This window comes from Cupriavidus sp. 291-E7, from assembly GCF_057798835.1.
Genome location: NZ_JBYOJV010000002.1, coordinates 461,284 through 486,710 on the forward strand (window position 1 = coordinate 461,284; position 25,427 = coordinate 486,710).

Annotated in this window: 38 protein-coding genes and 1 other RNA gene; 7 read left to right on the top strand and 32 right to left on the bottom strand. The window is 62.4% G+C overall.

Annotation, left to right across the window (positions count from 1 at the left end):
* Positions 1-3: 3 nt before the first annotated feature.
* From AC3FLX_RS05070 to AC3FLX_RS05200, 27 genes are all read right to left on the bottom strand, one after another.
* Positions 4-1,779 (bottom strand): hypothetical protein, encoded by a 1,776-nt coding sequence (locus tag AC3FLX_RS05070; RefSeq protein WP_488694426.1) that lies wholly within the window; start codon positions 1,777-1,779, stop codon positions 4-6.
* A complete protein-coding gene (locus tag AC3FLX_RS05075) occupies positions 1,772-2,272 on the bottom strand; it encodes a DUF1804 family protein (RefSeq protein WP_488694428.1) in 501 nt (166 codons plus the stop codon). Before AC3FLX_RS05075 ends, AC3FLX_RS05070 begins: the two co-directional genes overlap by 8 nt.
* A 7-nt stretch (positions 2,273-2,279) precedes the next feature.
* Entirely contained in the window at positions 2,280-2,456 is a 177-nt protein-coding gene (locus AC3FLX_RS05080) for a hypothetical protein (RefSeq protein ID WP_488694429.1), read from the bottom strand.
* A 4-nt stretch (positions 2,457-2,460) separates the two neighbouring features.
* Positions 2,461-2,682, bottom strand: coding sequence for a hypothetical protein (locus tag AC3FLX_RS05085; RefSeq protein WP_488694430.1), 222 nt, complete (start codon positions 2,680-2,682; stop codon positions 2,461-2,463).
* Positions 2,682-2,987: a hypothetical protein gene (locus AC3FLX_RS05090; protein WP_488694432.1), complete on the bottom strand. Its 306-nt coding sequence runs from the start codon at positions 2,985-2,987 to the stop codon at positions 2,682-2,684. Before AC3FLX_RS05090 ends, AC3FLX_RS05085 begins: the two co-directional genes overlap by 1 nt.
* Complete coding sequence (locus AC3FLX_RS05095) at positions 2,984-3,202, bottom strand: TraR/DksA C4-type zinc finger protein (RefSeq protein ID WP_488694434.1); 219 nt, start codon at positions 3,200-3,202, stop codon at positions 2,984-2,986. Before AC3FLX_RS05095 ends, AC3FLX_RS05090 begins: the two co-directional genes overlap by 4 nt.
* A complete protein-coding gene (locus AC3FLX_RS05100) occupies positions 3,192-3,806 on the bottom strand; it encodes a hypothetical protein (protein WP_488694436.1) in 615 nt (204 codons plus the stop codon). The genes AC3FLX_RS05095 and AC3FLX_RS05100 overlap by 11 nt, the downstream gene beginning before the upstream one ends.
* On the bottom strand, positions 3,793-4,029 hold the full coding sequence (locus AC3FLX_RS05105; protein ID WP_488694438.1) for a DUF2644 domain-containing protein: 237 nt from the start codon (positions 4,027-4,029) through the stop codon (positions 3,793-3,795). The genes AC3FLX_RS05100 and AC3FLX_RS05105 overlap by 14 nt, the downstream gene beginning before the upstream one ends.
* On the bottom strand, positions 4,026-4,496 hold the full coding sequence (locus AC3FLX_RS05110; protein ID WP_488694440.1) for a structural protein P5: 471 nt from the start codon (positions 4,494-4,496) through the stop codon (positions 4,026-4,028). The genes AC3FLX_RS05105 and AC3FLX_RS05110 overlap by 4 nt, the downstream gene beginning before the upstream one ends.
* Before the next feature lie 93 nt (positions 4,497-4,589).
* Positions 4,590-5,036, bottom strand: coding sequence for a Mor transcription activator family protein (locus AC3FLX_RS05115; RefSeq protein ID WP_488694442.1), 447 nt, complete (start codon positions 5,034-5,036; stop codon positions 4,590-4,592).
* A gap of 1 nt (position 5,037) precedes the next feature.
* A complete protein-coding gene (locus AC3FLX_RS05120; protein WP_488694443.1) occupies positions 5,038-5,436 on the bottom strand; it encodes a gp16 family protein in 399 nt (132 codons plus the stop codon).
* 109 nt (positions 5,437-5,545) lie between these two features.
* Complete coding sequence (locus AC3FLX_RS05125; protein ID WP_488694445.1) at positions 5,546-5,809, bottom strand: hypothetical protein; 264 nt, start codon at positions 5,807-5,809, stop codon at positions 5,546-5,548.
* An 11-nt stretch (positions 5,810-5,820) separates the two neighbouring features.
* Positions 5,821-5,887: hammerhead ribozyme type II (locus AC3FLX_RS05130), an RNA gene on the bottom strand.
* Positions 5,887-6,159, bottom strand: a complete 273-nt coding sequence (locus tag AC3FLX_RS05135; protein WP_488694446.1) for an HU family DNA-binding protein — start codon at positions 6,157-6,159, stop codon at positions 5,887-5,889. The genes AC3FLX_RS05130 and AC3FLX_RS05135 overlap by 1 nt, the downstream gene beginning before the upstream one ends.
* A 25-nt stretch (positions 6,160-6,184) precedes the next feature.
* Complete coding sequence (locus AC3FLX_RS05140) at positions 6,185-6,658, bottom strand: hypothetical protein (RefSeq protein WP_488694448.1); 474 nt, start codon at positions 6,656-6,658, stop codon at positions 6,185-6,187.
* 9 nt (positions 6,659-6,667) lie between these two features.
* Positions 6,668-7,285: a DUF3164 family protein gene (locus AC3FLX_RS05145; RefSeq protein ID WP_488694449.1), complete on the bottom strand. Its 618-nt coding sequence runs from the start codon at positions 7,283-7,285 to the stop codon at positions 6,668-6,670.
* Positions 7,282-7,890, bottom strand: coding sequence for a hypothetical protein (locus AC3FLX_RS05150; protein ID WP_488694450.1), 609 nt, complete (start codon positions 7,888-7,890; stop codon positions 7,282-7,284). The genes AC3FLX_RS05145 and AC3FLX_RS05150 overlap by 4 nt, the downstream gene beginning before the upstream one ends.
* Positions 7,890-8,324 (bottom strand): hypothetical protein, encoded by a 435-nt coding sequence (locus tag AC3FLX_RS05155; RefSeq protein ID WP_488694451.1) that lies wholly within the window; start codon positions 8,322-8,324, stop codon positions 7,890-7,892. Before AC3FLX_RS05155 ends, AC3FLX_RS05150 begins: the two co-directional genes overlap by 1 nt.
* A 9-nt stretch (positions 8,325-8,333) precedes the next feature.
* Positions 8,334-8,489, bottom strand: a complete 156-nt coding sequence (locus AC3FLX_RS05160) for a hypothetical protein (RefSeq protein WP_488694452.1) — start codon at positions 8,487-8,489, stop codon at positions 8,334-8,336.
* Positions 8,486-8,821 (bottom strand): hypothetical protein, encoded by a 336-nt coding sequence (locus tag AC3FLX_RS05165; protein ID WP_488694453.1) that lies wholly within the window; start codon positions 8,819-8,821, stop codon positions 8,486-8,488. The genes AC3FLX_RS05160 and AC3FLX_RS05165 overlap by 4 nt, the downstream gene beginning before the upstream one ends.
* Complete coding sequence (locus AC3FLX_RS05170; protein WP_488694454.1) at positions 8,818-9,270, bottom strand: helix-turn-helix domain-containing protein; 453 nt, start codon at positions 9,268-9,270, stop codon at positions 8,818-8,820. The genes AC3FLX_RS05165 and AC3FLX_RS05170 overlap by 4 nt, the downstream gene beginning before the upstream one ends.
* Complete coding sequence (locus AC3FLX_RS05175; RefSeq protein WP_488694455.1) at positions 9,260-9,886, bottom strand: hypothetical protein; 627 nt, start codon at positions 9,884-9,886, stop codon at positions 9,260-9,262. The genes AC3FLX_RS05170 and AC3FLX_RS05175 overlap by 11 nt, the downstream gene beginning before the upstream one ends.
* Positions 9,887-9,890: 4 nt before the next feature.
* On the bottom strand, positions 9,891-10,172 hold the full coding sequence (locus AC3FLX_RS05180; protein WP_488694456.1) for a hypothetical protein: 282 nt from the start codon (positions 10,170-10,172) through the stop codon (positions 9,891-9,893).
* Positions 10,172-10,906, bottom strand: a complete 735-nt coding sequence (locus AC3FLX_RS05185; protein WP_488694457.1) for an AAA family ATPase — start codon at positions 10,904-10,906, stop codon at positions 10,172-10,174. Before AC3FLX_RS05185 ends, AC3FLX_RS05180 begins: the two co-directional genes overlap by 1 nt.
* A 50-nt stretch (positions 10,907-10,956) precedes the next feature.
* Entirely contained in the window at positions 10,957-13,221 is a 2,265-nt protein-coding gene (locus tag AC3FLX_RS05190; protein WP_488694458.1) for a DDE-type integrase/transposase/recombinase, read from the bottom strand.
* Positions 13,218-13,730: a hypothetical protein gene (locus tag AC3FLX_RS05195; protein WP_488694459.1), complete on the bottom strand. Its 513-nt coding sequence runs from the start codon at positions 13,728-13,730 to the stop codon at positions 13,218-13,220. The genes AC3FLX_RS05190 and AC3FLX_RS05195 overlap by 4 nt, the downstream gene beginning before the upstream one ends.
* Positions 13,731-13,757: 27 nt before the next feature.
* Positions 13,758-14,111, bottom strand: a complete 354-nt coding sequence (locus AC3FLX_RS05200; protein ID WP_488694460.1) for a helix-turn-helix domain-containing protein — start codon at positions 14,109-14,111, stop codon at positions 13,758-13,760.
* Positions 14,112-14,288: 177 nt separating this feature from the next.
* Here AC3FLX_RS05200 and AC3FLX_RS05205 point away from each other — a divergent pair, with 177 nt between their 5' ends.
* The 5 genes from AC3FLX_RS05205 to AC3FLX_RS05225 all read left to right on the top strand — a co-directional run bounded on the left by AC3FLX_RS05205 (position 14,289) and on the right by AC3FLX_RS05225 (position 17,893).
* Positions 14,289-14,741: a helix-turn-helix domain-containing protein gene (locus tag AC3FLX_RS05205; protein ID WP_488694461.1), complete on the top strand. Its 453-nt coding sequence runs from the start codon at positions 14,289-14,291 to the stop codon at positions 14,739-14,741.
* A gap of 175 nt (positions 14,742-14,916) precedes the next feature.
* Positions 14,917-15,576, top strand: a complete 660-nt coding sequence (locus AC3FLX_RS05210; RefSeq protein ID WP_488694462.1) for a hypothetical protein — start codon at positions 14,917-14,919, stop codon at positions 15,574-15,576.
* Between the two features lie 408 nt (positions 15,577-15,984).
* A complete protein-coding gene (locus tag AC3FLX_RS05215) occupies positions 15,985-16,797 on the top strand; it encodes a CatB-related O-acetyltransferase (RefSeq protein ID WP_488694463.1) in 813 nt (270 codons plus the stop codon).
* A gap of 105 nt (positions 16,798-16,902) precedes the next feature.
* A complete protein-coding gene (locus AC3FLX_RS05220; protein WP_488694464.1) occupies positions 16,903-17,322 on the top strand; it encodes a hypothetical protein in 420 nt (139 codons plus the stop codon).
* 289 nt (positions 17,323-17,611) lie between these two features.
* A complete protein-coding gene (locus AC3FLX_RS05225; protein WP_488694465.1) occupies positions 17,612-17,893 on the top strand; it encodes a hypothetical protein in 282 nt (93 codons plus the stop codon).
* A gap of 16 nt (positions 17,894-17,909) precedes the next feature.
* Here AC3FLX_RS05225 and AC3FLX_RS05230 read toward each other — a convergent pair whose 3' ends face one another.
* Positions 17,910-18,239, bottom strand: coding sequence for a DMT family transporter (locus AC3FLX_RS05230; protein WP_488694467.1), 330 nt, complete (start codon positions 18,237-18,239; stop codon positions 17,910-17,912).
* Between the two features lie 349 nt (positions 18,240-18,588).
* On the opposite strand from AC3FLX_RS05230, the gene AC3FLX_RS05235 reads away from it, so the two are divergent.
* Complete coding sequence (locus AC3FLX_RS05235) at positions 18,589-19,131, top strand: hypothetical protein (protein WP_488694468.1); 543 nt, start codon at positions 18,589-18,591, stop codon at positions 19,129-19,131.
* Between the two features lie 12 nt (positions 19,132-19,143).
* On the opposite strand, the gene AC3FLX_RS05240 is transcribed toward AC3FLX_RS05235, so the two are convergent.
* Both AC3FLX_RS05240 and AC3FLX_RS05245 read right to left on the bottom strand, forming a co-directional pair.
* The gene (locus AC3FLX_RS05240) at positions 19,144-20,334 is read right to left on the bottom strand and encodes a benzoate/H(+) symporter BenE family transporter (RefSeq protein WP_488694470.1); all 1,191 of its coding nucleotides are present in this window, start codon (positions 20,332-20,334) and stop codon (positions 19,144-19,146) included.
* Positions 20,335-20,554: 220 nt separating this feature from the next.
* A complete protein-coding gene (locus AC3FLX_RS05245) occupies positions 20,555-21,490 on the bottom strand; it encodes an amino acid ABC transporter substrate-binding protein (protein WP_488694472.1) in 936 nt (311 codons plus the stop codon).
* A 504-nt stretch (positions 21,491-21,994) separates the two neighbouring features.
* Here AC3FLX_RS05245 and AC3FLX_RS05250 point away from each other — a divergent pair.
* Positions 21,995-23,917 carry an ATP-binding cassette domain-containing protein gene (locus AC3FLX_RS05250; protein ID WP_488694474.1) on the top strand — a complete coding sequence of 641 codons (1,923 nt, stop codon included), beginning with the start codon at positions 21,995-21,997 and terminating at the stop codon, positions 23,915-23,917.
* Between the two features lie 73 nt (positions 23,918-23,990).
* On the opposite strand, the gene AC3FLX_RS05255 is transcribed toward AC3FLX_RS05250, so the two are convergent.
* Positions 23,991-24,116, bottom strand: a complete 126-nt coding sequence (locus AC3FLX_RS05255) for a hypothetical protein (protein ID WP_488694476.1) — start codon at positions 24,114-24,116, stop codon at positions 23,991-23,993.
* Position 24,117: 1 nt separating this feature from the next.
* Positions 24,118-25,329 carry an MFS transporter gene (locus AC3FLX_RS05260; protein WP_488694478.1) on the bottom strand — a complete coding sequence of 404 codons (1,212 nt, stop codon included), beginning with the start codon at positions 25,327-25,329 and terminating at the stop codon, positions 24,118-24,120.
* Positions 25,330-25,427 lie beyond the last annotated feature (98 nt).

Here is a 25,427-nt window from a genome sequence, read left to right on the forward strand (position 1 = left end):
TTCCTACCAGGCGCCCGAGGCACCTGCATGCGGGTGGTCGTCGTAGTCGCTGTTGCTGCGCTCCGGTGCGCGCTTGGGCACCGGCGTGTATTCGTTGAGGCCACGGCCTCGCGTGCTGGCAACCATAAACAGGATCTGCAGAGCAGTCAGGCCGTCGTAGTGGTGATGGGCCTGCTTTTCTGGCCATGTATCGAGTTCATCCAGCAGCGCGCGCAACGCCGAGTGGAAAAGGATGGTGGGTGCCAGCCGATCGGTAATGAATGGCTCCATGCCCTCGATCCGCACGTCGGCGGGAACGGAAGCAGTGACCCCGACCAGCGGCAGCGGCACGCCGGCGAGCATGCCTGCCTGGATGAATGTCTGCCGCGAGTGCTCGTAAGCGTTGTTGTTCTCGAACCCGATTGCGCGGCACTTGAACTCACGCTGCATGCCAATCAGGTCCGATTCCAACTTGGAGGGCACGCGACGCTTGATCTCGGCGTAGATGACGTGCAGCTTGCCGTTCCAGGTGTCGAACCCGCCGGCCACAAGCGCAGACGGGTCGGACCGCTCACTGAGGCCCATTGACGGGTCGCAAGCGCCGAACATAATCCAGTGCTGCAGGCGCTGGACCCAGAACGTGATGTGGCCAAACGTCTTGTCTTCTTCGCTGCGCGGATCACCCTGCAGCTCGGTGTTAAATGCCTTCGGCGCCTTGGCCTTTTGACGCATGAGCCAGAACAACGTGCGCACCGATGGCCACGAGATCCGCGCGCCTTCGTCCATCGCATCCTTGTTGTCCAGATAGAAGCGATATGACGGCAGGTCATCGTCGCCCAGTGTGACGCCGCGCTGCGATGCTTCGTCGATAGCTTCGCGGTCGACGTTTAGCATCATCTCTTCGCACTGTTCCCACAGATCCATATTGGCCGGCATCTGCTCGATCGCGCGGAAGTGATGCACGACATGGCCGATGGTCTTCTTGGCCTTGGAGATCGGATCGTCCTTGTCCAGGACGGTACCGACGCCCACATATTTAACGCTACCGTCCGGTGGACCGAGATAGTCGATCGCCTTGGTCAGCCAGTTCCAGCGGTTCGTACGCTCGGTTGGACTCTTGGCTTCCGCATCGGTGATCAGGTCATCGCCCATCAGCAGCTTGGGACGACTGGCGCCGTGGAACGTGCCACGGATAGCCTGGTCGGCGCCGAAGCTCTCCAGCTTGACGTTGGTGTTAAACACCGCCTCGCCAATACGCCAGAGCGATGTACTGCCGCAGGCGTCCGGGAAGTCCAGCTCCAGCATGGCGTTCGCCGTCAGCTCGGTCTTAACTACCTCGATCAGCTTGGCGGGTAGCTTGGTCTCTGCGCCCAGCAGGATCACGTAGTCGATGAACGAAGGCAGCGCGCCTTCCCAGCGCAACTCCTTCTGCACCTCAGGGCGCTGCAGCAGGCCGCGCACCACGCAGTACGCGGGGCCGATCTTGGTGGCCAGTGACGATTTCGCTTCGCCGCGAGGCGCTACCCACCATTCCCGCGCGCCACCGCTCAGTTCCAGGACACGGGGGAAGCGTTGGCAGAAATGACCCTGGAAGCTCGACGGCGTGCCACGGATGTGGTGTGGAAAATAGGTGTAGGCGAAAAACTGGAAGTCACCCATCAGCACCCGCCGGCGACGCTCAGCGATCGCGGCGGGGCTGCTGTCGAGGCCAGACTGGTGCGACTCGATGTCCTTGCGCAGCTTGGCCGCCAGCTCTTCGAGATCGTCGCGGAAGTCGCGGACAGAGAACTTTTCAGCCATAAGCGCGGCTCAGTTCGCTGCCGAAGGGTTCTAGGATCTCGACGAATCCTAGGACAAGGTCCGGCCGATTATCTTTCACCCAGGATGCCAGGCGTTGCAGCACGTCCATCGCCACAGCGAGTTCGTTCGTCTCGGGCAGGATCTTCTTGCTGGCCGAGACCGTCTTCTGGAAGCTATCCGCCAGGCTGGCCAGCAACTTGGTCTTTTCGACCGGCGCCACGTTCTCGGACTTGGCCAGCTCCTCCATCGTCGCCTGGTATTGCGTGACCAGGCCGGCCAGCACGCCCCGCGCAATTTCCTCCAGCGTCCCGCCGGCAATGAGATGCGCGCCCTGGGCACGATCCCAATCGTCGCCAATCTCGGCGGCATCCGTCTTCCAACGGCGGGCGGTGGCATAGGAGACGCCAGCCTTCATCGCCGCGACTTCGAGCGTGAGGCGGTCAAAAACAAAGGCGCGGCGGACGATGTCCCGTACTTCTTTTGGATGAGCCATAGGTGTCTTACCAGCGCGGCCGTGGCGTTTCGATGACTTCGAGCACGTCCGCGGCCGGGAAGGCGTGCGTCGGCCCGTCTTCGCCTTGGATGATCACGAAGGCGCCTTCGTATCCGAGCACATGGGCCGGATATGGAAAGTCACGGATCGTGCCGTCCTTGAACTTGATCTTGACGCCTGGCATGAACTCAGGCTCCCAGCTTGATCTTGGCCAGCATCACGCCCACGGCTACGATGCCACCGGTAATGCCGCCAGCGGCAGCACCAGCGGTCGCACCGAGACGAATGGCGCGACCTTCGATGCGATCGATCTTCGCGTCCATTGCATCGAGCTTGGCATCCATGCCGCTTACCTGGCCGCCAATCTGGCGCAGCAGGCGCAGCTCTTCACTTTCGTTGGAGGTGGTCATCAGGTTTTGTCTGCTTTGTTGTCCAGCTTGTCGTAGATACGATCAACCTTCGCAGCCAGGCGGTCGACGGCGTCGAGCACCTCCTGTCGGCTGTCCTTTACGTCTTCCTTGAGGACGTAGTTCTTTGCCAACTCCAGCTTGAGGTTGGTGAGTTCCCCGCCCAATGCCTTAGTCGTCGCCTTGACCTCTTGGCGCTCAGCGCGCTCCCGCGCAAGCCACCAAGTCAGAGCCGGGCCACCGATCGCCACGGCAATGGAGACAAGGACTTTCAGGACTTCCCAGATCTGGCCGAGGCTGATCGTCATCGTGCTTTCTCCCGCCGTGCCTGGCAGTCGATGCAGAAGCGGCAACCTGGCACTGCCTGGCGCCGCGCCTCAGGGATCGGTTCGCCGCATGCTTCGTCCTGGCAGAACTCGGCGGACTGGCCTGCAGGCTTACGAGCACGAACGCGCTCGATGGCATGCTGGCGTTCAGCCTGTTCGATCTGGGAGGCGTGGTCGAGAGCGCGGTTACTGAACATCCTTGCCTTCCTCGTAGTCGATCAGCCGATTCAGCGCTTCCTCCAGCTTGCGGGCACGCGCGGCGTAGTCGATGTGGTGCGTCAGGATGTCGCGCTGGTCGATATTGGCGGGGAGGAGATCGTCTTCTCCCGCAGCGGCTCCACCGGCGTCGGCCGCTTGAGCAGATGCGCCGGGGCCTTCGCCGGCCTCGGGCACACCAGCGCCGATGGCGGTGTTGTAGCTGCGCAGCCAGCCACGAGTGAAGACACAGCGAGGCAAAGGCTGCACTGCAGCGTCAGGCGTCGGACGATAGACGGTCGAGACATGGTCCACCTTGGATTGAAGTTGACGGGAAAGCGTATCGATCCGGTCCTGCGCTTGGTCGAGTTGGGCACTCAATCGATTGCCGCGCGCAGTTTCTTGGGCCAGCACTTCGCCAGCGTCCCGCAGGGCCTTGGCATTGGCGTTGGTGGTCTGCTCGCGCAACTCGGCCAACTTGGTGTTGCCGACGGCGCTGGCATGGCTCGCTCCATACCAAAGTGCAGCAGGCGTGCACAACGCCGCGCCTGCTAGAAGCGACAGCGCGGCAAGGACGATCGCTTCGGCGCGGTTAAGTCCGTTCATTGGCCTTCCTTTCGCGGATCACCTGAGCCAGACGCATGACGGCCGTGTATCCGCCCACGCATGCCAGGTATGCCCACCAGATATCTGCCGTGAGCTGGCCCTGCCAGCCAGCGCGCACGAAGACGGCGGTGGCCACGGCATTCGCCACGTTTGGCCACAGCTTCGTGTGCGACAGGCGGCCGGTGCGCTCGTCGGTGAAGAGATCAGAGAACTTCCAGCTCATACGATGCCGGCCATGCGAATGGCCTTGTCGATCTGCTCGGCCGAGTACGGCTGCGTGCCGTTCTCGTGCTGGACAATGGCCGGCACCAGCTTGCGCAGGATGTCGGGCGACGAGAGGTCGATGTGCCGGTTGGGATCAACTCCCACGGCCTTGGCCACGCTGGCGATGTACGATTCAGTATCGTTTTCGTTGGGCGGCGCCCAGCGACCGATGACCTCGCGCACCGTGTCGATGCCGGGAGCGCCGATATTTGGTTGTCCATTCCTGCTGCCGTAGTTCACCAGGATCACGCAGATGGCGCGCAATCCGTAGACCGGTTCGGTGAATTGGCAGAAGCTCTTGTCGGTGCGCATGTGCGAGGCGATCAGCCCCTGCCAGCTATCGCCCCAACGGATGTTTCCGGGATTGTTGTTTCGAATGCCGCGCGGTTGCACGCTGCCCCCTGCAGATGACTGTGGATACAGCACACAGTCTCGTATCAGGCACAGCACCCGCGAATGGTGGTGAGTGTCAGGGGGTGGGAAAGCAAAAGCCCCGCGAGGTGCGGGGCTTCGGTGCCATCAAAACAGTGTAGCTTGAGACGTCTTCGGCGGTCCATCCCGATTCGTTTGATTCAGGATGCGCCATACCTGCCGATCGGAAATACGGTACCGGATGGCCAGCTGCGCAACAGCATGCAGCGCACTGTACTGCAGTTCCTTGCCGGTCATGCTATCGAATTCGGTACGCATCTCGCGGTCACGCAGCTCACGCAACGCGGCGGCGCATAGCGGAATGTAGACCTCCTGGCCACCCAACACACCGACGAGCTGCGTGGCAGCCTCTTCACCGACAGTCTCCACCAGAATCTGGTACCGGATCTCGCCGGCCGCGTTCTTGCGCAGCGGCACGGGAAACGTCGATCCGCCCAAGCGGTCGACCAGGCGGATCGTTTGTTGAATGCCGATGGTCCGCACGATCGCACGTGCAACGGCCGGCAGCAGGTTGGTGACTTCTGACAGATCCATGTTACCTCCCGTGGCGGTTGGCATCTTTCTGCAGCGCGGCAGTGATGCGCCACAGCTGGTCGGCATCGCACCAGGTAACCTGGTCGACTTTGAACATATGTGCGGCCATTGCATCGGCATACGACCACGGGCGCTTCGCCTCGGCGAGGAGTGCCTCAATCTTGCCGATGAGCTTCTTGCGATCACGGCGGTTCGGCGTTGGCCGGCGACCGAACTTCTGTGCGGGCTTGAATCCGCATTTTTCGAGGTGAGCCAGAACCTTCGCCGCGCCGAACGGCGTCAGGTCCTTGGCCGACGTAACACCGCCCACGCTCTCTAGCATGGCGCGATATGCGTCGTCTTCCATCGCCAACTGCTTCTTGGCGATATGGATCTTGGCGAGGGTTGTTGCGGCGACCATGTGGCTCACTCCGTTGGGTACTTGCGGTCGAGGTAATCCGACCAAGCCATGTAGGCGATGACACCGACGATAAGAACGATCATGACCAGCGAGGTCCATGCCGTGTCGGTCATTGCGCGCGCTCCGGGACGAACGCGATCTTCAACGCGGCGCGATACTGGCCCATCGTCTGAAACGTGATCGCATAGGCGTCGTTGTCGATCACGGCGCGCACCTCCTCGCTCAGCACGACCCAGGCAGCGTGGGCTGCATGTCGCATTGCTGCGCGCGTCGTCTCGGGAAACCCTTCCCAGTTCTTCCCGGCGTTCCAGGCTTCGGGGTACATGACCCGGCAGAGCGCAATTGCGGCCCGCTCTATGCTTTGTTCCGTCATATCAGTCCTCGGTTTGGCTGCTCATCAGTGCCAGGCCACCACGCCAGGCAGACACCCGCGCTAGCGGGTGTTTCGCATCAGGCCACTGCAGCCTTGAGGTTGCTGCCTGGCTTGAACTTCGGCACGCGGGCTGCCGGAATCCGAATCTCTTCGCCGGTCTTCGGATTGCGCGCGCCGCGTGCTGCTCGCGTGACGACTGCGAAGGCGCCGAAGCCCGTGATGGCAACAGTGCCGCCCTTGGCTAACGTTTGCGTCACGCCATTGATCACGGCATTGAGCGCGCGCTCGGCTTCTGCTTTGCTGAGGCCGACTTCGTCGGCGACGTGAGCTACCAGTTCTTGCTTGTTCATGATGTGGTCCTTCGTTGATATTGGGTTAAATCTCGAAATCCAGCTCTTTCACGAGCACGTTCGATGTGGCGCCTTCTTTTGCCGTCGTGTAGCCGGTCGACGTCACCGAAACCGACTCGCTGTGTTTGCAGAAGTGCCGGATCATCGAGCGCACCGATTGCCACATGGGCAGATAGATCGTCGAAGTCTTGTTGTATTGGGCAAGGAACTTCGACCCGTGGCGCTTTCCCATGTCCTTAAGGATCTTGGCCTTCTGTGCCGGTTTGAAAAGTTCGATGGTCACGGGCCGCAGGAAACGTGTTGCCTCTTCGCAGCCTCCCTTCGTCCAAACACCCTTGAAAACATCGTTCACGTACACCATTAGCTCGTACTTGCGCGGCGACTTCTGCTCGACCGCGACGGTGATCTTGTAGCTGTCGCAGGCCAGCACTACGCGCCCAAAAGGAGAGGCAAGCTCATATTCGATCGCGGTGATCTGTTCTTTCGTCAGCGCTCCCATGACCACCCCTTAGATTGCCGCGATGTCGAGCGAGATCGGACGGTACTTCTCGGTATCGCCGATGCGCTCATACACGCGGACATAGGTTTTCGTGCCGACGACCTGGATGGAATCGGAGATGGCAAACATCGCTTGTTTCCATCGGGTGTCCTGAATATCCAGGCGGCGCAGGGAAAGAATGCGGCCGGTGTTCAGATTGCCTTCCTTGTCAGTATCGAAGGCGCCCTGGATCAGCGACTGGATCTCCGGTCGAGAGCCTTCGGTCCACTCAGCGAGCAGCTCGTCGATCATGGCCTTAGCAGCCTGCAGGCGCTCGTCGAACGTAATGTTGTCGGCGCGTTGGATCTGGATCTTGTACTGGCCATCGAAGCTGTGCAGCGTGACGTTGCCCTTGGCGCCGCCCACCTTGGTCCCATACTCCTCGGCCGACATCGAGATGAATGCCTCGGTATCACCGAAAACGCGCTTCTTGAAGTTGGCCAGGGCAGCGTGCTGTGTCTTGGCCAGGCCCACCAGCTCGGTGACAATCTGGTCGCGGGCGCGGTCGATGGGCTTAACCATGCTTTCATGAACCAGACGGCCGCGCGCGTCTTTCAGGTAGCCGGCCGGGATAGTTGCTTCGCTCATTGCGTTTCCTGTTGGATAGTGGTGTCAGCCTTGCGGCTATTGGCTGCGCGCAGCATTTCCTGGCGGATGGCAGGATCGATCGCGTTGCGCGGTTCCGGGGTATGGTGGGTAACGGACTGCACGCGGTTGGCTGGGGTGCCAAAACCCGCGTGGCCTGCCCGTTGGGCTTCGTTGTTGCGCTCGGTGCTGGCGGCGGACTTGTTGGAGTGGCCTGCGACGATGGCGCACAGGTATCCATGCGACTTGAGGGGCAGCCGCAGGCCACCGGCCACGCCAGCGTCGCGGCGGGCGAGCATCTCCTCAAATCCCTGGCACCAGTAATCCATCGGCGCGGGCCACTCCGTCCCGTTCGCGTCGCGCACGATGCCGGACTTGATCATCGGCACCAGCTCGCCCAGGATCGACGCCACACGCTCGTAGCGCATGTCCGTCTTTTCCGGGGCGAACAGGCCAACATAGGCCAGCAACGGTCGCAGCAGCTTGCTGGCCGCCGGATGAGCATTGATCAGGTGTTGGACGGATTCGCGCACGCCCTCGTGCGCGAACACGACCTCCACCGTCAGCTCATTTCGGCAGCAAGGGCAGCGGAAGGACGGCATCGGCATCAGGCGACCCCTGCCGAGCGCATCACCTGGTCGACGTTGATGCGGTCGAGATAGGCGACGAGCTGACGGGTACCGTCAGGCGGCAGCGAAACAGTCTTACGACCATCGGTAATCGTGAGTTCGCCACGCGACGACAGCGCGAAGCTGACATCCGAGGCGATAGTCTTCGCGCTGACATCGGCCTTTACCATGCGCTGACGGGGCGTGAGCGTTTCGTCGGGCGGGTTCTCAGCGTTGATGCGGTAGGTGTTCAGCGGGCGGCCGCCGTGCTCGGAGGTGATCTTCTCGACCAGGATCTCTTTGCGGTCGATCTCACCGGTGATATAGGCAGCCGGGTTGTCGATCGAAGTCATTTCGACCAGCTCGGGGGTACGAATGCCAGGATTGGCCTTGATGGCGGCAATCAGGATTTGCTTGTTGGATGGCGTGCTCATGTTCGCTCCTCAGGTGGTGATTCGTGCTGCGCGGGCAGCCGTGTCGGCGTGCTTCACGCTGGAAATCTGGCCCGCTTGGTAGGCCAGGATGGCCACCAGGAGCGTCCAGATGACTGCGCCCAGGCGGGTGTGCAGGAATGCGCGGAAGGAGAAAGGCTTTTTCACTTCGCGCCTCCGGAGAGCTGCTGCAGACGTGCGGTCAGGGCTTCACGGTCGCACTTGTGTGCGAACTGCAGGCGAATCCAGTTGTTCTCCTGGTTGTCGAGTTCGTCGCGCAGCCAGGCCAGTTCGCGCTGAGCGCGATCGGCCTCGCGGTCGATCGCCTCCAGCTGGCGATAGATGCGCAAGCGCGCGAGGCACCGGCGCAACTCCGCGCGCATGGTGCGGAAGCACTCTCGCAGCTCTGTTGCGGCGGGGCCGTCACGGCGCAGGGCTTCGGGCAGCGACATGGTGCGACCCTGGCGCGTGGTCGGTGCGTTGCGTTGCGTGCTGTTCATGCTGGCTCCTGAGTGAGATCAATCTGCGGCGCTCCGACTATGGGCAGCGGCAGCGTCTTCGTGTCGATGGCTGCCATAGGCAGGTCCTTGGCGGGTGCGGGCTTGTAACGACAGTCTTGGCACGCCTTCCAGTGATTAAGCTGCAGGGGGTTGTGCGTAGGGGCGCTGCGCAGCGCCTTCTCGCGGCAGTGCTGCGCGCCGACCGTCTCGCCGTTGAACGGACATTCGATCTGCTCGAACGCCTGGCGGAAGCGGATCTCGAAGCGATCCGTCTTCGCGCCGCCATTGCCGTACTCGCCCAGGCCGTTCATCAGCACAGTCAGGGTCGAGCGCGACACACCGAGGCGCTCGGCAACCTTCTTCTGCGTGCTCGCCTTAACCTCTCGCTGCAGGGATACGAACCAGTCCGCATCCATGTAGGCGGGCCGAGCCTTCAATTCAGAGGGCATCTTCGAACTCCTTCGGATCGGTCCACATCACGCGGTTTTCATTCGGATCGAACACGACCTTGGTACGCTGGACCATCGGGGCGCGCGGGCCGGTGTACATGCGCTGGATGAGCACATAGCGAGCCGGTGCTGCATTGCGTCCCTTCACCGTGGCCTTCGTGCATTGGAGGTAGCCGGCGGCAGCGAGCGCGAGCACGTAGGTCTTCGCGGTCTCCTCGCTGATGCGGTTGTCCGGCGTGCTGGCGAAGGCAGCGAGTTCGCGGAAGTTAAAGTCCTTGCGCTCAAACATTCGGCGCATCGTTCCCCACATCGCCTCGTTGCCTGCGCCCTGGACGACCAGCTCGCCGTTCCGTCGAATACGGGGAGCCTCGACGCCGTTATCCTGGACGAGACGGTAGGTCCGTCGGACGATATTGGCGCCCCGGCTTACCTTCTCCTCCGCGATAACGCCGACGATGTCGGCCTTGAGCAAGGCGCGGATGTAGTCTTGGATAATGCTTTCCATGCCGCACACCGCTTCCGCCAGAGACTCCTGCGTGAAGCTGCGACGCTGGGCACGGATGGCTTCCCACACGCGCTGGCGCGGCGACTTTCCGCCCTTCATTTCGAGAGTCACGGGCCTACGCGGCATGGTTGCCTCCCTTGTGGGAGCGGAGCATGTCGCGCATCGCTTGCAGTTGGTGAATCAGCCCATCGATGTCGGCCGCCGAAAGAGGAATGGTGACCACAACGCGCTGATGGCGACGGGAACCGTTCAGAGTCACGTCCAGCGACGCGCCGCACTGATCCGTCGACAGGGTGGTCTGGATCACGCCGCGAGCCTTGATCTCCGGTGCGTCGGAGCGGCCGATCTGGTAATGGCAGTGCTCGAAGCTGGAAAACGTCAGGGTGCCGGCGTTCATCACAGCCTCCGTTCCGGCGCGCGGCCGGTGTAGATGGCGACCTTGTCCATGTCAGCGACCGTGCACACGTCGATGCCGTAGGTCAGGCAATGCTCGTGCAGCTGCGTGAGGTTGACCGACACGCGGCGTACTGAGCCTTTCGAAGCCTGGACCAAGTGGGCAAGCACATCGCGGGTCAGCTCCACGTTGGGCGCGTAGATCGCAGCCAGCTGCACGGCGTCGTCGACCGTTACGGGTTGGGCCGGCGCCCACGTCAGCACGCGGGAGTGGAAACGCTCCCATTGCTCCAGCTTCTTGGGCAGCAGTTCCTCGCCGACCAGCAACAGGGACCCCTGCGAGCCTTCGTAGATATCGCGTGCCAGCTCGATGAGGGAGTCCGACTTCGTGGCGTAGTCGAATTCGTCCAGGATCAGGGTGCGGCGCGAAGTGCTCAGCTGCTCGCAGACCATGTCCAGGAGAGCGGGAACGGTCGCCTTGCCATGCTTAACGCCCATCTCGAACAGGATCTTTTCGAGCAGGCTTTTCGAGCGCCAAGCGCTGCGCATCTGGACGTAGTAGGCGCGGCTCTCGATCGCCAGGACGTTGGTGGCAAACGTCTTGCCCCAGCCAGCCGGCCCATACAGCACGGCCATACCGGGCAGGCCCGAGCGGCGTGTGTCCAAGCGCTCCAACGTCGCGGAGACCAGGTCGAGCGTGCCGATGTTGGCCACGCCGCCGGCGGCACGGGGAGTCACAGGTTTGCCTGCGTTGGTGTTTTTGACCATAATGAATCTGCCTTTTTGGGTTACAGAGAGGCGTGCCGGATGGCTGCAACCATGCCGGTGCCGTTGGACGACGCCGCCTGGGTTGCTTCCAGGTGGCGTTTTTTCATTGCTGCGTGCTCGGCCGACTGCGGATACGTGGCGTAGAAACGCAGCAGGCGCGTATCGTCAATTGCCCCTCCATTGGCGACGATCTGGTCGAGTTCCAGCCACTTGCGGAAGCGCAACTGCGGCGTTTCCGGGATGGCGTGGACATTGGTGGCCGGCGAGGCTTCCGCCGGGGTGGATTCGACTTGCTTGCGCTTGTCGAGGATCTGTTGCAAGTCAGCCGGCACCGGTGTGTTGGCAGTGCGGCCATTCAGTGCGCGGTAGGCGGCACCCGCTGCGGCCAGCGCAGCGGTTTCATGCGCCACCGTCGGATTCGGCAGCGTTGTCAGCTTGCCTGCCGCCTCTGCGCGGCTACGCAGCAGCGACTGGATGGCTCCGTCGGGGTCGACCTTGGTCGACTTCGCAGCCTTGCGCTGCTCCTGAATGTTTGCGCGCTGCATCTGGCGCGCGTGAGCGGCGATTTCCTTGCGGGACACGCCCTTACGCTCGGGACACACCGCAATGCACACGAAGTCGCCCTCGTGGTACACAACGATCTCGCCGAGATCCTCGCCCTGGCGAACAGCCACGTCGCGGCCCACATACAAGGCGAGTTCTGGCGCAATAAAGTTGGTGCCTTCGATGGTCAGCCCCTTCTTGGTGACCACATAGGTGCCCTTACCAGCCGGCGGGGCGAGCAGAATGTCCATTGCGCGCTCGTCGGCGATGCGATGAATCTGGCCGCGATAGGAGGCGGCACGTGCGAACGGTGTTTCTTCGTTCAAGCCACCGTGTTCGTTCTGTTCGTAGGTGCCTTTGAGCCAGTTGTTGATCAGGCTCTGCAGCTCGTCGGCCGGCATGGCCAACTCGACCACCTGGTCTTTCTTGAACAGGCGCTCAGCGAAGCTGCGACGTGCCTCTATCGCTGACCGCTCTGCCACGCTGTGACCGACAAATGAGGACAGCGCCTCCAGGTTGGAATGCAGCAGAGTCTGGATGCCGCGCTCGACGTGCGGTTTTTCCCAGGGGGAGAACGGGCCGGTCGTGTGGTGGTGGATTTCCAGCTGCTTGAGCGTTTCAACGAACTCGCGGCTCTGGTAGTCCTTACCGTTGTCGGTGACGATTTCCTCGGGCTTGCCCCAGGCCAGCAGCGCCAGGCGCAGCGCGAACTTGTGCGTTTCGGTCTTCGGTGTCGGCGCAAGCACGACGATCATGCGGCGGCTAAACACGTCGATGACAACCGAGGCGGTGAAGCGGCGCTGTTTGCCGTCTTCGTCGGTCAGCATCCAGTCTGCCGGCGTGGCGTCCATTTCCCAACGCTGATTAAGACGGATCACGTCGGCCGACGCATCGCCGAATGCCGACATATACCCGTTCTTCCACTGGTCTGGGTTGGTGGACGCGACGAGCAGCTCGGCGTTCTTGGTCTTCCAGGCGCTCAGGAATCGATATGCTTGGTGGTAGCTGGGCAGGTTAAACAGGCGCTCGCCGGTCTTCTGGTCAATGGCTGAAGCCTCGATCAAGTCGAGTAGGCTCTGCACGGCCAGGTGCGGGCGGGCGATCAGCAGGGCGATCGTGACCTTTTCCAGCATGGGCTGGGTGGTGAACACGTTGACGTCCTTGCGGAGGCGCCCGTCGTTCTCATCAATGAGACCGGCCATGCCGTCGCGCTCGTAGTCCAGCACCCAGCGCTGGACCGAGCGGGCGGACACCTTCGGAAAAACGACAACGACCTCATGCGACAGCTGCAGCGCGCGGCCGTTGTACGCCTGGGCGTATGCCTCCCAACTAATAGACCGGCTCATGGGTTGCGCGGCGGCGAACCACTGCTCCCAGCTGCGGACGATGGCAAAGCGGCCATCGAGGCGGGACTTAACGCTCTCGGGCATGCTTTCCAGCAGCTTCTTGAGGTTGGTCTCGCCCTTGGCGGCGCGCTGAGCAGCACGCTCTGCTGCTGACAGGCGGACGCGGGCGATAGCGGCGTCGACGTTCGCTGCCTCGATGGCGTTGCGTGTTAGGCCGGCACGCCGCTCCACCTCACGCCCGACATCACGAGGGAGATCCGCGACCGCGAACACCTTTCTGTGACCGCCACGCACCGGCTCCAGGTCGAACCGCCAGGCATTGCGCTGCGCTTGTTTCTCGACGGCACGCTTCGTGACGTTCAGCGCAGCGGCGATTTGTTCGAGTCCGACCCTCACTGACGGCCTCCCGTGCGCTTAACCTCTTCGTCGGCCAGTCGGTCAATGACCGACTTGGGCAGTGAGCGACGCGCTTCCGTCAGGCGGTCTGCCAAGATGCGCTGCTGCATCGTCAGCATGCCGATCTCGGCCAGCTTGGCGTCCTCGCCCCGGTAGACCTTGCAGCCGCAGGCAGCGGCCAGGATCTCCAGGAGGCGAAAGTCGCCCGTTGCCACCACCAGGGCCGGGATAGCTTCTGCGGGGAAGCGCCAGCCTTCGGCGCTCGGCGCGCAGAACCGATCGAGCATGTTCTTGGTCAGGTCGTGGTTAGACAGACGCGAAACCTGCGCGGCGACATCGTGGCGATCCTGGCCGCCCGCTGCTGCTGCGGCGAGGGTGTTTGCCAGTGCTTCGCGGACAGCCATTGCGATATCCAGGCTGCCGGCTTCGTTCTTGGGCTTTGGGGGCACTTCGAAAAAGGACAGTTCAAGCTGGTTTGCCGCCTTCGCCTGATTTGCTCGCCGTTTCATATGTCAAATCCTTGGGACGGGTTGGGGTTAAGCAGCCACCGCGCTTTCAACATTGCGATGGTTAAGTGCGCTGATAGACTTACGGGTAGACCAGCGGCCGATGCCGCGCTGATTGCGCCCACTTTTGGGATTGCCGTCTGCGTCGTATCGGCTGGGCCAAATGACCTTAGGGGCGACGCCAATGGCGCGGGCGATGATTTGCTCAGCACCAGGCCACGGGGTGTCCAGGGCTGCCTTGAGCGAACCAGGGGCGTAGCCGTGCTGGAGACTGAGCTGACGGAGGGAGTAGCCAGCCCTCTCCAGAGCCGCCTTGATGTCGACTCGATGCCAGTCCTCGTTCGCAGCGAGGGCTGGTTTTTTTGAGGTGTTTAACTTGTCCATGAGCGCAAACATAGCACAAGAAATTGTGGCTTAACAAGCGGAAACTTGTGTTCGCACTTCGCGTTCTCGTGGTTTTGTCCACAAATAGTTGTATCTCTTTGATTTATAAGGAGCTTCCATGAAGTGCGAACATGGGGCAGAAAGTGCGAACGAATGGGCGCACTTCGGGGATGGGAAATGATGGAAAGCGCGAACCGTCTCCAAGACGAGATTGGCGAAAGACTGAGGGCCTTTCGAACACAACTAGGTGTGTCACAGGACCGCCTGGGGGAGATGGCAGGCGGCACAAAGCGGGGAATCCAGGAAAACGAGGGCGGGCGCAGCGCGCCTCAGGCACGAGTGCTGGCCGGCCTAGTTGAACTGGGCTTAAACGCGAACTGGCTCCTAACTGGCAAGGGGCCGATGCTCCTGACAGAGCTTGAGGCAGGAGCGCAAGCGCCTTCCAGTCCTTTGGATGTCGAGCTGCTGCAGCTCGTCCTGGACAAACTGGAGGGGAAAATTGCTGCTACCGGAAAAAGTGTCAGCGCTGCGAAGAAGGCGGAGTTGGCCGCGCTGCTCTACGACTACATTGTCGAGACAGGCAAATCGGAAGGGCCAAGCGTCGAGCGAATCCTCCGGTTAGTGGCCTAGGCTCGCTGCAGCTTCCCGCTCACCCTTGCACCGGAATGCCTTGCTGAAGCTGGGTTTCCGGGAAGATGCAGGTCCGCATTGAAAGCGCCTGGCCCTGCATCTTTCGGGTTAAGGCCGTACCATGTGTGCCGATACTTAGTATCAGACATTTACTGGCCCTTCCGTGGTGCGGCCGGTGGAAGACGCCAATCTCCTGGTCTCGGCCGCTCAGGAGGTAATGCAGGTGGTAGTAGAAGAAAAAGGGCGTCGTTTCGCCGACGCCTGGGCCAAACTGGTCGGGGAAGATGAAGGGTTGGCGCCTGCTAGCGCGCCAGGGCACGTCGTGCCCAATGTCACTGTGAGCGGTGGCACGGTCTTTGTGGGGAACGGGAACGTACACAACGTTTTTAACGTCCGTCCTAAGGTCACCATTGTCCAGACAGGCTGCGGCACGCTCGATGCCGCACAGAAACGTCGAATTCTCGATCTGCGAGACCAAATCGTAGGCGTATCAAGGGTTCTAGAGGGGCAGCAGGTCACACCCGCAGCGGTCATGCGAAGGTTAAATGCTCACATGAACGTCAATTCCTACGCGGAAATCCAGGCCGATCTTTTCGATCGAGCGGAGAACTATCTCGTTCGCTGGCGCGCGCGGCTGGAGGGTATGCCTGGTGCCACCAAGTCGCCTGGCTGGCGCGACAGGCGCGTCCAGGCCATCCACGCCCGCTGCAAGGAGCTGCAGTGCGACCGCTGGCGGCTGAACTACATGCGCAAGGTATTCGGGAAGGTGTCGATGATCGATCTGTCGAACGACGAGATCGACAAGCTCTACCGAGCCGTCATGGACAGGAAGTAGTCATGGGCGCCCGTTCTGTGCCAATCATCGTGCAAAACCTGTTCACGAATCGCTCGTTTTTTGACTGTTTTGTGCCAAATGGCGCAGAACGGGGAAACTGGCTGGAAGCCTTGAGTTTGCTGGCTTTGCGGCGTTTTTTTGTTGTTTCTCTGTTGTGCCAAACTAAGCGCTACCCCACAGTTTGCAGCGAATCGTTGGCATCCTGCATTTATTTCGAGGCATCATTCGTGGCATCGGTAATGCCACGATTTTCGATGAATAGGCTGTTCGGTCAGCGCATTAATCGGGCAGAGCGCGTCGACTACCCAGAGGGGAAACGCCCCCGGCATAGGCGGCTTCCAGGGTGGAGCGCGCGTATAATTGCCGCCTTTGGCACATGCCCGCCCCGATTGGCATGGGGGAGCGAATATGACTGAGACGGAAGTCGAGAACTTTACGCGGGCGCGTTTCGCTGCAACGCTGCCGGCAGGCCTCAGCGTGCAAGAGATTCAGGAGCGTTGGGTCAGGGAGTCACCGCGAATCTCGCGTCAGGTCCGCATCTATGACACAAGCGATGCCCGATCAGAGGCGGAATGGTCTGCCGCGCATCGCCAGATTTTCCGGCAGCAGCATTGCAGGCTGCATCCTATTCCGATGCCGCTCAAGCAAGCGATCAAGTCGGACGACGTTATTGCGTCATTCTTCAAAGGGCCGGGCGCCGAAGTGATGTCGAGCTCGTTTATTTCTCAGGATAGCGAGATCGGGGCCTACACCTACATCGGCTTCAACACGATGGTTACGAAGACGACCATCGGCAACTATGTGTCGATCGCGAACAACGTGTCGGTCGGCCCTGGTGAACATGCCATCGACGATATTTCAACGAGCAGTATCTTTTATGAGAACGCTCGCGAAAAGTTGACCGCGAAGTCCTGTTCAATCGGTCACGATGCATGGATTGCCGAGGGCTGCATCATCCGCCGTGGCGTGTCCATTGGGATCGGGGCTATCGTCGGCGCTAACTCGTTTGTGAATGCCGACGTTGAACCATTCACAATCGTGGCTGGATCGCCGGCACGTGTGGTCGGCAAGCGCTTTGACGACGAGACCATCGCGGCCATTATGGAAAGCCGGTGGTGGGATCACCGTTTGGAACGCTCACGCGTACTCGTTGCGGAGCTGAAGAACCTGCTGGACGCAAAGCGGCCACAAAAAGTACCGAAGCCGATCGCCGCTGAATAGTCTGTGCTGATCATCACAGACAAGCGACGTCAGGCCGACATTGCAAAGGAGAAGCACACCATGAGCAACATCACGATACACATCCACCGCGGAGAGGGCTGACTCATGGGCGGAATCGCAATGTTTGGCGCGGTTGCCTGGTTTTGGTTTACGGGCGCCAAGCGCGCGGCACTAGTTGTCGCGGGCATCATGGTATTGGGCGTCGTTGTGTTCCTCACGAACAACGACGGGCGGACATGCGGGGACCGTTCGTGGTTCTGTAATGTCATGCCGAGTGCGTTGATGGCCCTCCGTGTACCGCCGCATTGCCACGATGCTGACAATCAAGTGACGATCCGCATTTTCGCTGAGGAGCGTGTCGAAGCCGAAGTGCGTCGGCTTGTCAGTACAGGGGTTTGCCAGTTCGAAGCCATCGCGCGCTTGCACACCGGATGGGGAGCGCCGTTTTCGCCGGAGTATCTCTCCCGCTACGGGGACAGTGCAGGCGCGCCGCCCAAGGACAAAGGGCCGCAACCAAATCGTTGATCGGATTTGCTGCGTATCCGTGGCAACCGATACTGGATTGACTGCCGGTCCGACGCACGACATCTCAATCGCAGCAGGTTGACGAGTAGCGACACCAGGCAACAGCCGCCCCCAGGGCGGCTTTTTCTTGCTCGCCACCGCACCCTCCACCCCACATTCCAAAGCCCCATTTCAACAAACCGCTATGATGTAGCCCGCACGCCGCAACCGCGGTGGCGATGTCTTGCCCATCACCTGTCAATCAATGCCACTTTTCCGGACGCCCGTTCGCTGGCTTCCAGCGCTAGCCATGTTTGCCGCAGCCTCCGTGCTGGCGACGCAGCCTGCGTCCGACCCGGCATTGAACGATACGTCCGGCTGCACGGCGCTGATCGATATCGTTCAGGAAAGCCTGCGCGGGGAGATCGATGTGGTGTGTCCGAAGGATGTGAAGGACGCCTGCGAGGCCAAGAATGCCCAGATCCGGGCGCTGCTGGACATCGTAGACCAGCGCCGCAAGCGCAACGCTGACGAGTGCGAGACGCTGGTGCAGGTCAACCGGCTGCTGCGCACGCTGCCTCCCAAGACCTGAGCCTGAGCCGGCCGGCTCAGTGGCTCATCCTCGAAAAAAGCTGGATCACCGCCACGCCGGCGATGATCAGGGCGATGCCCACCACCGCGGCCAGGTCTGGTACCTGGCGGTACAGCACGACCGCGATCAGCGTCACCAGCACGATGCCGGCACCGGACCAGATGGCGTAGGCCACGCCCACCGGCACGGTTTTCATCACCTGCATCAAGAGCCAGAACGCGGCGACGTAGCCGGCAACGACGAGCACGCTGGGCCAAAGCCGGGTGAAATTCTCGGCGGCCTTGAGGCTGCTGGTGGCGATGACTTCGGCAACGATGGCCAGGGCTAGAAGCAGGTATCCGTTCATGGCGGGCAGGGAAATAGGGTGGAAATGGGGCAAAAGCGATGATTAAGGCGCCCCCGGGGCGCCATTATGCAAGCAGTCTCCCGGACGGTTTTGCAAAACGCTGACTGGAATGCCGAGAATCCAGACGCCACGCGGGTTTCAGGCAGTTGGATTACCCTCCCTTGCGGTGGTTGTGCTTAAGGCGATACCGGGCTTGAATGCAGTCAGTACGCCAAAGTCACCCGGGGTTTTAAATCGAGGTGGCCAACAATAACAGTCGCGGCGACTTAAACCAGTGGCCTGACCATGCCGGTATGCATAACAAATACGCCGGTGGCAGGACGCGGGTAGACGGGATAAGGGGAGCTGTATGAAGACCGATGTGGATTCGGCCACTGCATGGCCCGTCATCGCGCGATCGGCTGACCTGGACGGCGCGTCAAGCCAGCACGCCGCACCAGCCGCCGCCGAATGTGGCGAAGGCGTCTGGCAGAACACCATCGCCGCCGCCGACCACGCGCTGGAAGAAGCGTCGCGCATTCAGCGCGGCGTCCAGCAGAATCTCAAGCTGATGCAGGAAGTGCGAGCCTTGCGCGAGGATTTGCGCCGGGCGCACACCGAGATCGACCGCTACCGTGGCATGCACGCGCGCGTGGTGGTCAGCATGCGCCAGCTCGAAGACGATCACACCGCGGAAATGACGCGCCTGCACGCTGACAACGAGATGCTGCTGGTGCGGCATCGCGTCTACAAGCTGCTGTCGGAGCACTACAGCATGGCGGCGCTTCGGTTCGAGCCGGCGGTGTTTGCCGAGCACCGCGATCGCGTGCTGGAACACGTGCTGTTCCAGCGGCGCAAGGGTGTGCCGGTCACCGAGATCAGCGCGGCGGAAATCGCCTTCCTGCTGCTCTGATCCGGGCCGGGTTCAGGCAGCCTTTGGCTCGCGCGGCCGGAGTACCAGCAGCGCGAGCATGCCGCCGGCCACGCCCCAGAACGCCGAGCCCACACCGGCCAGCGTCATGCCGGACGCCGTGATCATGAACGTCAGCAAGGCCGATTCCCGTTCGGCCGGCGTTTGCATGGCCACGGTCAGTCCGCTGGCGATCGATCCCAGCAACGCAAACGCCGCCACGGCCACCACCAGCGCCTTCGGGAATGCGGCGAACAGTGCCGCGATGCTGGCGGCCATTACACCCATCACCAGGTATCCGATACCGCAAACCACGGCGGCCATGTAGCGGCGGCGCGGATCGGCGTCGGCCTGCGGGCCGGTGCAGATGGCTGCCGTGATGGCGGCCAGGTTGATACCGTGCGAGCCGAACGGCGCCAGGATGGCCGACGCCACGCCTGTCACCGTGATCAGCGGGCTGGCCGGCACGCGGTAGCCGTCGGCACGCAGCACGGCCAGACCGGGGATGTTCTGCGAGGCCAGCGCCACGATGAACAATGGCACGGCAATGCTGACGAACGCCGACATCGAGAACGACGGCGTGGTCCAGACCGGCATCGCGACCGCAAAGTGAAACTGCTCGAAGTGAAGCTGCCCAAGCCAGCCGGCCAGTGCCACGCCGACGGCCAGCACACCGGGCACCGCGTAGCGCGGCCACCAGCGGCGGCCCAGCAGGTAGGCGGCGAACATCACCAGCAGCAACAGCGTCTGGTACTGGGCCTGGACGAAAACGTCGACGCTGATCCGGAACAGGATGCCAGCGAGCAATGCCGAGGCGATGCTGGCTGGCAGCGCCTTCATGAGTTTGTCGAACCAGCCGGTCAGGCCAGCCGCGGTCATCAGCAGTGCGGCCATCAGGAAGGCGCCGATTGCTTCGGAGTACGGTACGCCCGGCAGGCTGGCGATCAATAGCGCCGCACCGGGTGTGGACCATGCCACCACGACGGGCACGCGCATGGCCAGCGACAATCCCAGCGTGGTGACGCCCATGCCCATCGACAACGCCCAGATCCAGGACGAAATCTGCGCGTCGTTCAGATGTGCCGCCTGTCCGGCCTGGATCATCAGCACCAGGGAGCTGGTGTAGCCGGTCAGCATGGCGATCAGCCCGGCCACGATCGTGGAAACGGACAGGTCGGAAAGCTTCGGGGCGTCGGCGGGAGACATGGCTTTGCGTGCGAAATACGGATGGGGCCGGTATCTTCGCACGGGAGCGCGGGCTGGGGGATGGTTTCGCTCCCCTCCGCAAGGCGGGAGAGGAGCCGGGGAGAGGGCCGGACGCTTCAAATCGAGGCGGCCGGCAGGCAGAACTTCCATGCCCTGTCCTCAATCCCTCTCCATGCAGCGTGGGAGAGGGATCGGGGGGCAGCAAGTCAACCCAGTCCGGTCAGTCCGCCACCTTGTCGCTCGGGAACTTGAACGAGTCACGCAGCAGGTAGCTCATCGGAATATCGAGCGTGATGCCGTTTGGCGGAATCGGCTGCTGGAACCACTTACGGTAAAGCTTCTGCGTGTCCTGGTCGTAGATCGACGCGATCATTGCCTTGTCGACGATCTTCTTGAACTCGACGTCGTGCTTCGACAGCATGACGGCGTACGACTCGATCGTAAGCAGGTCGCCGGTCACGGCCAGCGACGCCGGATTCTTCGCATTGGCGCGCAGGCCGAACAGCAGCACGTCGTCCATCACGAAGGCATCCGCCTTGCCCGATTCGACCATCGAGAAAGCCTCGGCATGGTCCTTGGCTTCCACCACTTTCCAGCCCATCGCGCCGGCTTCATCCATCTTGCGGATCATCTCCAGCGGCGTGGTCTTGGTGGTGGACACCACGGTCTTGCCACGCAGGTCGCCCCATTTGCGGATGCCCGAGTCCGACTTCACCAGCATGCGGCTGCCGGCAATGTAGTGCGGAATCGTGAATGCCACCTGATCGCGGCGCTCGCGGTTGTTGGTGGTCGAGCCACACTCCAGGTCGGCCTTGCCGTCGACGATGGCCGGAATACGCGAGGCCGGCGTTACCGGCACCCATTCCACGCGCAGCTGCGGCATCTTGAGTTGTGTGCGCACGGCCTCGGCCACCTTCAGGCAGAGATCCACGGCGTAGCCCATTGGCTTGCCATCGGCCACGAACGAGAACGGCACCGAGCTTTCACGGTGCGCGATGCGGATGGCACCGGTCTGCTGAATGCGCAGGACCACCGAGTTTGGCGTGGCCGCCTGTGCCGCCGGTGTGGCCGGCACGCAAAGCAGGGTGGCTAGGGAGAATACGACAGGCGCCATGCCTCGAAGCGAGGCAAGGCGCGGCAGGCCCGAATAGGTCATGAATGACACCCGTCAAAAGTACTTCAGGAAATAGCCCGGGCGGCGTGTTGGCCGTCCGCCGGTGGCCGGATGATTCCGGCTCTATGACTGCTGGATACCCCGGTGCTGCTGTCGTTGTGCTTTCGGAGAATTCCGATGCCGGATTGTTCCACGGGCGACCAGCAAGGCACAACTATGCGGGCTAGTGTCCGTGTTCAACGTTCCCGGCACGCAACGCTTGGGCGTGGTGCGCGTTGACGGGGACTTTCCCTTACGGATTTGTCCGACTTCTGGCGCGCCGCGCCGCTGGCTATCCTTCAGTCGTGCCTTGCGAGCAGGGCACCGAGGAGAGACTCTTGGGGCCCGTTCAGGCGAACGGGCCTTTTCTTTTTTTGCGTCTTGTCCTTGGGGCGCCGGGCACGCGGCAGCTTGCGGCCAGCCCGCGTCGTCTACAATTCGGGCCTGCCCTTTGCGCCCGTGCGCGTTCCAGCGCCTGGCGCCGCTTATTCCTCCTCGCCTACCAACATGGCCCTGTTTTCCATTACCGATGCCCAACTGGCCTTTGGCCACGTGGCATTGCTCGACCACACCGATTTTTCGCTCGAAGCGGGCGAACGCGTTGGCCTGATCGGCCGCAACGGCACGGGTAAATCGTCGCTGCTGCGGATCGTCGCCGGCATGTCCGCCCCCGACGATGGCCTGATTGCACGCCAGAGCGGCGTGACCTCGGCCTATGTTGCGCAGGAGCCACAGTTCGCGCCGGGCCTGACCGTATTCGATGCCGTCAGCCAGGGCATGGGCGCGGCGCACGACCTGCTGCTGCGCTACGACGCCGCGCTGGCCAGGCTGGAGACCCATCACGACGAAGCCACGCTGGCGGACCTGCACCGCGTGCAGGCCGAACTCGACGCCGCGGACGCCTGGCAGCTGCGCAACCGCGTGGAAGCCACGCTGGCCAGGCTGGATCTCGATCCGCACGTGCGCGTGGATGCGTTGTCGGGCGGTCTGCAGAAGCGCGTGGCGCTGGCTCAGGGTCTGGTGGCCGAGCCGGACATCCTGCTGCTCGACGAACCGACCAACCACCTGGACGTGGAAGCCATCCGCTGGCTGGAAGACCTGCTGCTGGGATTCCGCGGCAACGTGCTGCTGATCACCCACGATCGCGCCTTCCTGGACCGCGTGGCCACGCGCATCGTCGAACTCGATCGCGGCAAGCTGCTGTCGTTCCCGGGCAATTTCGCGGCCTACCAGGCCCGCAAGGCCGAACTGCTGGCCAACGAGGCCGTGGAGCAGGCCAAGTTCGACAAGCTGCTGGCGCAGGAGGAAGTCTGGATCCGCAAGGGCGTGGAAGCACGCCGCACGCGCAGCGTGGCGCGGGTGCAGCGCCTGCATGCCATGCGCGACGAACGCGCCCAGCGCCGCGAGGTGCAAGGCAACGTCAAGCTGGAAGTGTCGCAGGCCGATCGCTCGGGCAAGATCGTGGCGGAACTGACCAATGTGTCGAAGTCCTATGGGGACAAGGTCGTGGTGCGCGACTTCACGGCGACGATCATGCGCGGCGACAAGGTTGGCCTGATCGGTCCGAACGGCGCCGGCAAGACCACATTGCTGCGACTGATCCTGGGCGATCTGCAGCCCGATTCCGGCGCGGTGCGCAATGGCAGCAACCTGCAGGTGGCGTACTTCGACCAGATGCGCACGGCACTGGACCTCGAAAAATCGCTCGCCGATACGATCAGCCCCGGCAGCGACTGGGTGGAGGTCAACGGGCAGCGCAAACACGTGATGAGCTACCTGGGCGACTTTCTGTTCGCGCCCGAGCGTGCGCGCTCGCCAGTGAAGTCGCTCTCCGGCGGTGAGCGCAACCGGCTGCTGCTGGCGCGCCTGTTCGCCCGGCCGGCCAATGTGCTGGTGCTGGACGAGCCGACCAACGACCTCGACATCGACACGCTCGAACTGCTGGAAGAACTGTTGCAGGACTACAGCGGCACGGTATTCCTGGTATCGCACGACCGCGCATTCCTGGACAACGTGGTGACCTCGACGATTGCCGCCGAAGGTGACGGCCAATGGCGAGAGTCGGTGGGCGGCTATTCGGACTGGGAGCAGCAGTCCGCGCGCGCTCAGGCGCTGCAGGCCGCCAAGGCCGAGCCGAAGGCCGCCGAAGCGCCGAAGGCCAGCACCCGCGAGGCGCGAGGCGCCAACCGGACGGTCAAGCTGTCGTACAAGGAACAGCGCGAACTGGACGGACTGCCGGAACGGATTGCGGCGATGGAGGCCGAGCAGAAGACGCTTGGCGATCAGCTTGAAGACGGCTCGCTCTACGCAACCGACCCCGCGCGTGCGGCCGAACTGGCCAAGCGCCACGACGAAATCGAGATGGAACTGCTGGAAGCGCTGGAGCGCTGGGAAGTGCTGGAGGAGAAGACGAAGGGCGAAGCGGTGTAAATCCGCTATCCGCCTGTGTCTGCTCCCATCTGACCGCATGCGGGAGATGGGAGCGCGCGGCGGCGGCTTGAGGTTATCCGCACCACGCCAGAACCATATTGGTCAGGTCGACCATGAACGCCGGGCGCAGGTAGGCCAGGAAGCCCAGCGTCAGTGCCGCCGCCAGCGCCAGGTAGCCAAAACCCTTCGCCCAGCTCATGTCAGACTCCCACCGGCTGCGGGCGCACCAGCGCCTGCTCCCGGATTGGCAGATTGACCAGCGCCGCCAACACGCCCAGCGCGATCGCCAGCATCCACACCGTGTTGTAGCTGCCGGTCCTGTCGTACAGGTAGCCGCCCAGCCACGCGCCCAGGAAGCTGCCGATCTGGTGCGAGAAAAACACCACGCCCGACAGCATCGACAGATATTTCACGCCGAACACCTGGGCGATGATGCCGTTGGTCAGCGGCACCGTGGAAAGCCACAGAAAGCCCATCAGCGCCGCAAACACCCACGTGCTCCAGGCGGTCAGCGGCAGCATCAGGTAGCCGGCGATAACGATCGAGCGGGCGATATAGATCGACGACAGCAGGTAGCGCTTGGGCATCCGCTGCCCCAGCGAGCCGGCGGTGTAGGTGCCGAATACGTTGAACAGGCCGATCAGTGCCAGCGCCACGGTTGCGATCTTCACGTCGACCAGGCCGCGATCCTTGAGATAAGGCGTCAGGTGCACGCCGATAAACACCACCTGGAAGCCACAGACGAAGTAACCGAGCGTCAGCAACTGGAAGTTGCGGTTGCCAAACGCCTCGCGCGTGGCTTCACCGATGCTCTGATGATGACCGCTGGTCGTGGCTTCCATTTTTGGTTCGCGCAGCGTCAGCGCCAGGGGCAGCATGAAGCAGGCCAGGAAGGCCATGATGAACAGCGCGTTCTGCCAGCCCGTGGTGGAAATCAGGGTCTGCTCGACCGGGATCATCAGGAACTGGCCGAACGACCCGGCCGCCGCCGCGATGCCCATCGCCCAGACACGCTTTTCCGCGCTGGCCACGCGGCCGATCACGCCGTAGACCACGCTGTAGGTGGTGCCGGACTGGGCGATGCCGATCAGCACGCCGGCGCCCGTGGCAAAGGCAGTGCCGCTGGTGGCCAGCGCCATCACGATCAGGCCCGCCACATAGAGCGCCACGCCGACGATCATGATGCGCAGGGCGCCGAACTTGTCGGCCAGCGCGCCGGCAATCGGCTGGCTGGCGCCCCACATCAGGTTCTGCAGCGCCAGTGCAAAGGCAAAGGTTTCTCGATTCCAGCCGTGGGTTTGGGTGATCGGCAGGTTGAACAGGCCAAAGCCATGCCGGATGCCCATTGAAAGAGTGACGAGCAGGCCGCCGCACACAAGCACGGTGGTCAGGGATAGTTTGCGATCGGTCATGTCGGGCTCGGTATTGTCTCTATTGTTCTCTCTGGCGATCTTGTAGCGCTGGGGGGCGTCTTTACAGTCGGCGCTTAGTTTAAGCCGTGCACCGGATT

Excerpts from the sequence above, each read along its gene's own strand:
- AC3FLX_RS05070 (WP_488694426.1), bottom strand. The coding sequence starts at position 1,779 with ATGGCTGAAAAGTTCTCTGTCCGCGACTTCCGCGACGATCTCGAAGAG.
- AC3FLX_RS05075 (WP_488694428.1), bottom strand. The coding sequence starts at position 2,272 with ATGGCTCATCCAAAAGAAGTACGGGACATCGTCCGCCGCGCCTTTGTT.
- AC3FLX_RS05080 (WP_488694429.1), bottom strand. The coding sequence starts at position 2,456 with ATGCCAGGCGTCAAGATCAAGTTCAAGGACGGCACGATCCGTGACTTT.
- AC3FLX_RS05085 (WP_488694430.1), bottom strand. The coding sequence starts at position 2,682 with ATGACCACCTCCAACGAAAGTGAAGAGCTGCGCCTGCTGCGCCAGATT.
- AC3FLX_RS05090 (WP_488694432.1), bottom strand. The coding sequence starts at position 2,987 with ATGACGATCAGCCTCGGCCAGATCTGGGAAGTCCTGAAAGTCCTTGTC.
- AC3FLX_RS05095 (WP_488694434.1), bottom strand. The coding sequence starts at position 3,202 with ATGTTCAGTAACCGCGCTCTCGACCACGCCTCCCAGATCGAACAGGCT.
- AC3FLX_RS05100 (WP_488694436.1), bottom strand. The coding sequence starts at position 3,806 with ATGAACGGACTTAACCGCGCCGAAGCGATCGTCCTTGCCGCGCTGTCG.
- AC3FLX_RS05105 (WP_488694438.1), bottom strand. The coding sequence starts at position 4,029 with ATGAGCTGGAAGTTCTCTGATCTCTTCACCGACGAGCGCACCGGCCGC.
- AC3FLX_RS05115 (WP_488694442.1), bottom strand. The coding sequence starts at position 5,036 with ATGGATCTGTCAGAAGTCACCAACCTGCTGCCGGCCGTTGCACGTGCG.
- AC3FLX_RS05120 (WP_488694443.1), bottom strand. The coding sequence starts at position 5,436 with ATGGTCGCCGCAACAACCCTCGCCAAGATCCATATCGCCAAGAAGCAG.
- AC3FLX_RS05125 (WP_488694445.1), bottom strand. The coding sequence starts at position 5,809 with ATGACGGAACAAAGCATAGAGCGGGCCGCAATTGCGCTCTGCCGGGTC.
- AC3FLX_RS05135 (WP_488694446.1), bottom strand. The coding sequence starts at position 6,159 with ATGAACAAGCAAGAACTGGTAGCTCACGTCGCCGACGAAGTCGGCCTC.
- AC3FLX_RS05140 (WP_488694448.1), bottom strand. The coding sequence starts at position 6,658 with ATGGGAGCGCTGACGAAAGAACAGATCACCGCGATCGAATATGAGCTT.
- AC3FLX_RS05145 (WP_488694449.1), bottom strand. The coding sequence starts at position 7,285 with ATGAGCGAAGCAACTATCCCGGCCGGCTACCTGAAAGACGCGCGCGGC.
- AC3FLX_RS05150 (WP_488694450.1), bottom strand. The coding sequence starts at position 7,890 with ATGCCGATGCCGTCCTTCCGCTGCCCTTGCTGCCGAAATGAGCTGACG.
- AC3FLX_RS05155 (WP_488694451.1), bottom strand. The coding sequence starts at position 8,324 with ATGAGCACGCCATCCAACAAGCAAATCCTGATTGCCGCCATCAAGGCC.
- AC3FLX_RS05165 (WP_488694453.1), bottom strand. The coding sequence starts at position 8,821 with ATGAACAGCACGCAACGCAACGCACCGACCACGCGCCAGGGTCGCACC.
- AC3FLX_RS05170 (WP_488694454.1), bottom strand. The coding sequence starts at position 9,270 with ATGCCCTCTGAATTGAAGGCTCGGCCCGCCTACATGGATGCGGACTGG.
- AC3FLX_RS05180 (WP_488694456.1), bottom strand. The coding sequence starts at position 10,172 with ATGAACGCCGGCACCCTGACGTTTTCCAGCTTCGAGCACTGCCATTAC.
- AC3FLX_RS05195 (WP_488694459.1), bottom strand. The coding sequence starts at position 13,730 with ATGAAACGGCGAGCAAATCAGGCGAAGGCGGCAAACCAGCTTGAACTG.
- AC3FLX_RS05200 (WP_488694460.1), bottom strand. The coding sequence starts at position 14,111 with ATGGACAAGTTAAACACCTCAAAAAAACCAGCCCTCGCTGCGAACGAG.
- AC3FLX_RS05205 (WP_488694461.1), top strand. The coding sequence starts at position 14,289 with ATGATGGAAAGCGCGAACCGTCTCCAAGACGAGATTGGCGAAAGACTG.
- AC3FLX_RS05215 (WP_488694463.1), top strand. The coding sequence starts at position 15,985 with ATGACTGAGACGGAAGTCGAGAACTTTACGCGGGCGCGTTTCGCTGCA.
- AC3FLX_RS05220 (WP_488694464.1), top strand. The coding sequence starts at position 16,903 with ATGGGCGGAATCGCAATGTTTGGCGCGGTTGCCTGGTTTTGGTTTACG.
- AC3FLX_RS05225 (WP_488694465.1), top strand. The coding sequence starts at position 17,612 with ATGTTTGCCGCAGCCTCCGTGCTGGCGACGCAGCCTGCGTCCGACCCG.
- AC3FLX_RS05230 (WP_488694467.1), bottom strand. The coding sequence starts at position 18,239 with ATGAACGGATACCTGCTTCTAGCCCTGGCCATCGTTGCCGAAGTCATC.
- AC3FLX_RS05235 (WP_488694468.1), top strand. The coding sequence starts at position 18,589 with ATGAAGACCGATGTGGATTCGGCCACTGCATGGCCCGTCATCGCGCGA.
- AC3FLX_RS05240 (WP_488694470.1), bottom strand. The coding sequence starts at position 20,334 with ATGTCTCCCGCCGACGCCCCGAAGCTTTCCGACCTGTCCGTTTCCACG.
- AC3FLX_RS05245 (WP_488694472.1), bottom strand. The coding sequence starts at position 21,490 with ATGACCTATTCGGGCCTGCCGCGCCTTGCCTCGCTTCGAGGCATGGCG.
- AC3FLX_RS05250 (WP_488694474.1), top strand. The coding sequence starts at position 21,995 with ATGGCCCTGTTTTCCATTACCGATGCCCAACTGGCCTTTGGCCACGTG.
- AC3FLX_RS05255 (WP_488694476.1), bottom strand. The coding sequence starts at position 24,116 with ATGAGCTGGGCGAAGGGTTTTGGCTACCTGGCGCTGGCGGCGGCACTG.
- AC3FLX_RS05260 (WP_488694478.1), bottom strand. The coding sequence starts at position 25,329 with ATGACCGATCGCAAACTATCCCTGACCACCGTGCTTGTGTGCGGCGGC.